Origin of the sequence: Hymenobacter rigui (assembly GCF_003944715.1) — a bacterium.
GTDB classification, from domain to species: domain Bacteria; phylum Bacteroidota; class Bacteroidia; order Cytophagales; family Hymenobacteraceae; genus Hymenobacter; species Hymenobacter rigui.
In genome coordinates this window covers 1-7,205 of sequence record NZ_RWIT01000029.1, presented here as the reverse complement: position 1 = coordinate 7,205, position 7,205 = coordinate 1, and the positions used below count along the sequence as shown (strand labels likewise).

At 51.8% G+C, this 7,205-nt stretch carries 7 protein-coding genes; 3 read left to right on the top strand and 4 right to left on the bottom strand.

What is annotated here, in order from left to right:
* The coding region (locus EI291_RS22480) for a replication initiation protein (protein WP_148103450.1) at positions 1-680 on the bottom strand (680 nt) is incomplete at its 3' end.
* A gap of 670 nt (positions 681-1,350) precedes the next feature.
* On the opposite strand from EI291_RS22480, the gene EI291_RS22475 reads away from it, so the two are divergent.
* Together EI291_RS22475 and EI291_RS22470 are read left to right on the top strand one after the other, a co-directional pair.
* Entirely contained in the window at positions 1,351-2,277 is a 927-nt protein-coding gene (locus EI291_RS22475; RefSeq protein ID WP_125424536.1) for a hypothetical protein, read from the top strand.
* Positions 2,278-2,510: 233 nt separating this feature from the next.
* Positions 2,511-2,783, top strand: a complete 273-nt coding sequence (locus EI291_RS22470; protein WP_125424535.1) for a hypothetical protein — start codon at positions 2,511-2,513, stop codon at positions 2,781-2,783.
* A gap of 377 nt (positions 2,784-3,160) precedes the next feature.
* Here the strand turns inward: EI291_RS22470 and EI291_RS22465 are convergent, their stop codons facing one another.
* Positions 3,161-3,562, bottom strand: coding sequence for a hypothetical protein (locus EI291_RS22465; protein WP_125424534.1), 402 nt, complete (start codon positions 3,560-3,562; stop codon positions 3,161-3,163).
* 16 nt (positions 3,563-3,578) lie between these two features.
* On the bottom strand, positions 3,579-4,244 hold the full coding sequence (locus EI291_RS22460; protein ID WP_125424533.1) for a recombinase family protein: 666 nt from the start codon (positions 4,242-4,244) through the stop codon (positions 3,579-3,581).
* A 2,189-nt stretch (positions 4,245-6,433) separates the two neighbouring features.
* Between EI291_RS22460 and EI291_RS23290 the strand changes: the two genes are divergently transcribed.
* The gene (locus EI291_RS23290) at positions 6,434-6,700 is read left to right on the top strand and encodes a hypothetical protein (RefSeq protein WP_240635644.1); all 267 of its coding nucleotides are present in this window, start codon (positions 6,434-6,436) and stop codon (positions 6,698-6,700) included.
* 44 nt (positions 6,701-6,744) lie between these two features.
* Here the strand turns inward: EI291_RS23290 and EI291_RS22985 are convergent.
* A partial coding sequence (locus tag EI291_RS22985; RefSeq protein ID WP_170172770.1) for a replication initiation protein occupies positions 6,745-7,205 on the bottom strand: 461 nt, incomplete at its 5' end.

Below are 7,205 nucleotides of genomic sequence, written 5' to 3'. Positions count from 1 at the left end.
GTTTTCTTTCCGGTCCGAACTGGCACCCACGTTGCTCCGAAGCCGATACGCTGGAAGTCCTCTGCTACCGGGTCCAGTACGCGCTTCTTAAAATCGGCAAAGACCGGGTACAGCGCTTCGTCGTTCAGCATCCACGCCTTCAACTCGGCCAATTCAAGCTGCTTTTTCGTCGTTACCGATTTGCTCTCCAAGTTGCGGTAGGAAAGCAGTATCCAATAGAGCCGGGCGCTGTTGGCATTGGTGAAGGTCAGGAGCTTTTCAATATTGGCGCTGGTGAAGCTCCCAACAGATTTTAAGTCAAGCAAATAAGGCTTCGCCAACTCATTGAACTGCCCGGTAATGGTACCAGTCCCTAGGTCAAGGTCAATGCTTGCCATTAGGGGCACTTTACGCAGGTTGCCCTTACGGGCATTATGCGGCAGGATATTGAGAATCTGACCAACCAGCGCATTGCAGGCGGTTCTTGCCGCTTCGTAGGCTTCCCCGTTTGGAGACGGACCAACAATGAACGACAGTGGGATTTTGATGGGCTTGAACGCCTTGTCCGTCTGGTGAATCTGGCTCAATGCCCGAATGAAAATCCGCGCTTCCAGTAACCCCATGCGTAGGGGAGTGCGAATCAGGTTGTTATGCTGGAAGGCGAGGGCATTTTCAGTAACTCCGGCAGTAGCTAGTTTCATGGTTTTCAGCAGGTGGGGTCAACAGTGTAGGGTTAAAGGTGGACATTTTTTTTGATATGTCCACACTTAACGGGGGACCTGTCCACGGTTGACGGGGGAGTTGTCCACGGTTGGGGCCAAAATCAACGGGGGAGTTGTCCACGGTTAGACGGGGGAGTTGTCCACGGTTGGCCTTGCAAGTAATTGGTTATCAATGCCCCCGGAGCCTTTAAAGAAGGAAAGAAGAAATATTAAATACTTCTCAAAGAGCGCGAAGCCCTAGAATTACCACTCCAAAGTCCTTACCCGGATACCAAGGGGTATACAAGGTTAGCCTTTGGTTACCCGTTTTTACCCTGTTTTAGCCCCGTGGTTCAACGATTGGCTTTTAAAGGTGACGTTGTACCATCCACACTGCCGAACGTGCCACACGGAGCGGAAAAACAACGTCAGCACGAAGCCGTCCCAAGCTGGCAGATTCATGTACGTACATATTTTGTGCTGCCGGGAGGTATAACTCGGCCCTCTGGTGGGGTCGAGTACCATCTATTGCCGGGAAATACTGCCAAGCGGAAAAAGAATCTGCCACACGGCCAGCATATTACTGGCCTCCTAACTTGTGCCGGGAACAGGAATAGTACAAAGCCGAATTGAGGTAGGAAACAACGAATCTTACCCTTTTTCAGTCTTTATGGACGGTATCAAGCTACTCCTTAAAACCCCTTTCGAGAACGTAACCCATCTGCCGGGATGGAGCCGAACACAAACAGTCCTTGATGGTGGGGAAATTGTTACTGCTTCTCCGGTTTGGCGGATTAAGAACCCATTTGAAACCATTACCTACAACCAGAATACCGAAGAGTTGTACTGGTCAGGGTCGTTGCAGAAGCACTTAAAGGGAAACAACTACTCCGGTTTCACTTACCGGGAGTTTCAGGAGAGCGTGGGTACCCTTGCGGACCTGCTGAATTGCAAGCCGGTGGACCTAGCCGTTATCAATGCCGAAATCAGCGCCACGATTCAGCAGCAGTCCATTCACGAACGCGTTAAATCATTTAATGACAAGCCGTTCAGTCCAATGGAAATAACCAAAGGTGCCTCCAAGGTTTACGGTGCAGTATGTCGCCGGGAGCAGTACGGAGCCAAGGTTTACGACAAGACCATGCTGGAACGGGCAAAGGTTGGGGCGACAAGGACTAACGTCCCCGACAACCTGACCCAAGCGGAGTTTTTGATACGCGACAAGCGTTTTTTTACGGGGAACGGCTTTAATCTGACAGCACCCCCGACACTTGCGGACCTAGTGAAGCCGGAAGTATATCAAACCTCATTTAACCACCTGATTGCAATGACAAAACAGCTACAAATTGATAACCCGATTGATTGGGCCTACGTGGTGGGCAAGCATAATCTGTCCCCTGCTGAATTTGGTAAGGTGCTCACCATGCACGACCCTGCTGCTGCTGCCTTTTTGAAGGAGTATAACTACGAAACGTACAAGAAAAATATGAAGCTCTACCGCTCGGTGAAGTACGACCTTTCCCCTGCTGCTGCCACTACCTCCGAAGCCTTCCAGCGGGCCGTAGAGGACGCCGTGCAGCTCAAATTCGATTTCTAGTATTCCTCCGAAGAGTAGGGGGGAAAAAGGGTACGATTTAAGAGTACACCCGCTTTCACCTAATGAGGGCGACCTTCATTAAATCATTTAACGAAAGTGCATACGTCCGAAGGACGTGCGGAGCGAAGCGGAGCAGTCGTTGAACGGTTGGTACAAGGCCATAGAAGAACGTCAGATAGGCCCATTGCAAGGCCCACAGGCTTTCCCTAGCTTTGACGGACAACTATACCACTATGAGCCGTAAAAGTCGCCCAAAAAGCCCCTTTCTCAACTATGTCATGGGTAATGCAGCCAAGAACGCCTTCGTCTCCGGCGTTCCTAACTGCACCACCTGCAAAAGCCCCCGTACAGAGGTAAAGCGTGAGGATATTCCGGAAGAAACGTGGAACACCGGCCTTGCACCTCTCTGGCAAATGATGGAGGAACAAGGCCAGTCCCCGGCTCAAATTGCCCATTGCCCCAAGTGTGGTGACTATGGCATTCTCGGTGGCTGGGCAAGCTTCTAACCTTAAATGTGCGAACCACCTTTTCTTGTAATTGCCTTAGTGGCTTACACAGAAAAGGTAAAACGCATATTCAGCACATAAGTAAGGCAGAAGGGCACATATAGGCCGTTTTCATGTAATGTGCGCCTGCATTCTAGCTCCCTCCCGATTTTAAATTTAAAATCTGCACCCCCCACAACGAGAAAAGCACCTGCCAACGCGGGTGCTTTTTCATTTTTCAGTAACTGAAAATGCTCCCGTAGTGCGAAGCGGCAGTGCTATAAGACGGATTCCTTGCCTTACCCTTTCAAGTGCTCACTACGGGGCTAAAATCGGAGTGAAAAGGTAGTTGTTGCGGGTGCTTCCACGCCACATATAGTGTTTCGCTCACCCGTTTGTTAGTCCTCCCTATGGCCTGACCCCAACTTTATCCAGTCGCCCCCCATCTCATTCTGCATTTTGGCGGCAAGCTGGCGTTCAGCCTCGGTCCATTCGCCTTTCAGGTCCGAGTAATAGAGGGAGCCGCACATGGTAGACAACACCCCGGCCAGCTCGTAGGCATCTAACCCATTCGCTTGCGCCACTTCCCGAAGGTCCGGATGCAGCTCAAAGACCGCGTTGTGGCTACGGCGGGCATAGCACCACGCGGTCCACTCGTTCGGTAATGGGCCACTGACGGGGACCTGCACCAAGCACTCCCGAAGATAAGTGGGGGCAAACTGGTTGACCGGAGTAGGGTTCAAGTAGCTGACCGTCTGTTGAATAATGGTGTTTAGCTCGGCAATAAGGGTAGAGGACATTCCAGAATATTTAAATTTAAAATTTGCTGGCGGCGTCGCGTTCGTAAAGGCGCTGCACCTGTTTCTGATTGAAGCTACCTCCCCGGCTGGCCTTAAATCCAGCGGAGTTCAGGAGTTGAGCAATTTGGTTGAAGCTCAAATTCTGCTTCCGGAGGGCCGTAATGTAGGCAGTGGCCTTGCGGTTGTGCTCGTTTTCGGTCGCGTTGAGCTGGCGCACCTTCAAGCCCTGCTGCCGCGCCTGTTCCGTCAGGTTCTCCGGTTTGCCCAACCGGACCCCCTTGCTTTTGAGCACGTCGAGGGCAGCCTTGGTGCGGCCGGAAATGAGCTTCCGTTCCTGTTCGGCTAGGGCAGCGAAAATGTGCAGGGTAAAGGGCGTGGCTTCCGGCAGGTCGCAGGCTACGAAGTCCACCCCGGTTTCCATGAGCGTTGCAATGAAGGCCACGTTCCGGCTTAGGCGGTCCAGCTTGGCAATTACCAGTACGGCCCCTTCCTTCTTAGCGTAGGCAATGGCAGCCAGCAGCTCCGGCCGCTTGTTGCTCTTGCCCGATTCCACCTCCGTAAACTCGGTCAGCAGCGGCGCGTCCTTAATGTGGGCCAGGACGGTGTTGCGTTGCGCTTCTAGTCCCAAGCCGGACTGTCCTTGCTTGCTGGTGGATACCCGGTAGTAGGCCACGTACTTCATTGCTTCCGAAAGTAAGGTTCGAAGCGAAGGTAAGTGGAGTTAGTCATTTTACAAACGGTCGTTCTTAAAATGACTAAAGGGCCTAGTAAGGTAGGCCAATGACGAAGAAACTACCAGTGCCGCAAAACGGGTCGTAGACGTTGTTGGTAAGGTGTAGCAATATATTTTTGTATTTCTCTTGCGACGGAATAATCATTTAACCGTAAACTTGGTTGTTTTGCAAAAAATAACCCCCTCCGAGCAGTCGGGCATGACCACAAGGAGAGGGCTATTTTGACGGTAAGGCTTATCAGCGCTTGGAGCTTATTTCCAAGTCTTTAACTGTGACCTTAAAATTTGAACAGCCTTGTGAGGCTAGGGAGAGGGTAAGAAAAATACCGCCTCCGATTAAGAGCTGTGTTACCGACAGGCCCTTAATGCTTCTGAAAAAAGAACTTACTGAATCCAAAATGTAGTGCGCTGTTCGCCGCGCCTGCGTTGAATGGTAGAGAAATCTGCCAAAGAAGGGGCTGCCTAGGAACAGCCCTTTTTCTTTGGCCTTAGTCGAAAGAATTTCGGGGGTAAGGCGCTGTTTTACATTGGTGTCGGACGGGTTAGCTGTGAGAGAAGGGTTATAGAGCAAAGCTCCGAAAGAGTTGTGGGCTATTTGTTTGATGTGAACTGCCTACTGCGCGGCGCTGGCTTTATCCGCATCTACCAAGGGCCTACATTATAAAATACACTAGGCGTAGCGTAAAACCAAGCATCATACAGGTAGATACGCACGCCGCTGTCAGTTTTCATAGGGCCTAGTTAAGAAGAACTGCTGGTGGGCGTAGTCAGCTGCTGTGAAAGTTGGGGGCAGAACCGGACTGGCCCAAGGAACACGGCTGGAAGTTGGCGGCAGAAGCGGTAACCAGCAGAGGTAGTAGGTCAAGGCTTCCGAAGATATCCGCACTGTACGCCTAGGACAAACCCATATCCCGGAAGTTTTCCACAATGGCTGTTCTCGATGCTAATAGGCGGTTTTTAAGTTGATTAATCATCAGCTCCACTAAGTACCGGGTTCGTCATCAGCGCCACAAAATCCCAGGGAGGTTTTGTTGCAACGCCGATGCAGGGCAATATCCCACCTACGCTGCTGGCAAACGGTTGCTGATGAAGTTCCCCCCGAAGGCGGCAGAGGTGTTTTCAGAGCTAGGTAAGCCATAAAGCGAAGGTGGGAAAAGGTGTTGATGCGTTGGTCTGATTGGGTCGGGTTTTCCTACTATGAACCGCAAAGCCATACTCCTAATCGGGGAGAAGGCAGTTTTGATACACTTCCGAAAGGTATATTTCTGGACTACCGGCCCAAAGGACAGAAAGAGCCGACCGTATGACCCACCCTAACCCAGCTGCTCGGCTTTCGTTAGCCCCGCTGCAGAATTTATTTTAATCCTCCTGAGCTGCTTGGGCAGGGCGGAAGACGAGACGATAAATTTCACATGGATGGGTCGTTTTGGGCCTAGGGGGAGCAAAGGCAAGGTACGAAGACTTGGTGGCGCTTTTCCCCGTTTTAAGTAAGGTAAGGTCTAGGGGCAGCTACTGTTACCCAGTCAGCCAATAGCTACTTCGGTAAGCGGCAGATACCAATGTATTCTTGGCAAGTGGAAAGGTTACCAGCCCAATAAAAAAGCCTACCTGTACGGGTAGGCTGGTCTTCTTTAAAACGGCTGCAATTTGAATAGGAGCATAATACTGACAAGGCTATTGCATTGTTACAACTGTCAACATCATTCGTTTACACGACACTCCTAGAAACCTCCGGCGAACGTGCCAGCGGACAGCAGCCACACCAAAGGCTCGGCTTGACGGTCGGGCCTTTTTTAATTAAATGGTTTAACGACAGCTTCTTAAGGCCAGATAACTGAATTGGTAGTTTAGTTATACAAAATTCAAGTCGCCAAACTCTCCTACATTGGCTGTTGAACAAAACGTACAACTAAACTTCCATGAGCCAGCCGGGGACCGAAACTAAACAGAACGAAACCCCTACTCCTTCCGAAAGTGCCGAAACGAAACCAGAGTTCGGTACAACTGAACCGGAAAACGCCGAAACTGAACCGGAGTTAAGTACGACAAAACCCGAAAACGCGGCAGAAACGCCAGAACAGAACGCAGCTAAACCTAAAGGCAAGGGAGGGAGGCCGCGTAAGGCTCCCGATACCGGCGTGTGGGCTGTTCGGGGCGTGGACTTTGAAACGCGGGGTATTGTGGAGAAGGCAGCTCAACGGGCTGGCAAAACGATGGGCCAGTACTTCAATGAGGAAGTGCGGGCTTTCGCGCAGGGGCAGATTGTGAAATCGGAGCCGCAGGTACCGGCCAGCCCGAAGGACGTGCAAAACCAGCTCGACCACCTGACGGCAATCGTCGAGGGCTTGGCAGCACGGATACCAGAGCCGCAGAAACAAGGCTTCTGGAAGAGGCTGTTCGGGTAGTGGCAACATTCCACGTCACCACTACCGAACGTGCCGTGACGGGGCTATTTGAACGCCGTACCTAGCGCTGCATTCAGAGCCGCCAAAGTGAAGGACCGCATATTGGCAATTGGCTCCTTATGGGTTGCTATGCGGTGGCGTGTCGTGTAGAAGCTGGCATGGTGCTCCGGGTGCTCTGCCACCCACCGGACAATCCTACGAGCGCTGGTAGCCGTGAGCTGGTTCTTTTCCTGCAGGCCCGCAAACGCCGCTTGTAGTTTCCGGTCATGCGTCCCTTTCAGCCATGCGTCGAATGCAACAGTCGCATCCTCGACAGTGCCGACATCTAGGGCCTTGGGTTCCGGCTTGTCCTTCGGTATTGAGAAGAGCAAGGCCGTCGTTTTCTTTCCGGTCCGAACTGGCACCCACGTTGCTCCGAAGCCGATACGCTGGAAGTCCTCTGCTACCGGGTCCAGTACGCGCTTCTTAAAATCGGCAAAGACCGGGTACAGCGCTTCGTCGTTCA

Coding starts and splice junctions, on each gene's coding strand:
- EI291_RS22475 (WP_125424536.1), top strand. CDS start 1,351: ATGGACGGTATCAAGCTACTCCTTAAAACCCCTTTCGAGAACGTAACC.
- EI291_RS22470 (WP_125424535.1), top strand. CDS start 2,511: ATGAGCCGTAAAAGTCGCCCAAAAAGCCCCTTTCTCAACTATGTCATG.
- EI291_RS22465 (WP_125424534.1), bottom strand. CDS start 3,562: ATGTCCTCTACCCTTATTGCCGAGCTAAACACCATTATTCAACAGACG.
- EI291_RS22460 (WP_125424533.1), bottom strand. CDS start 4,244: ATGAAGTACGTGGCCTACTACCGGGTATCCACCAGCAAGCAAGGACAG.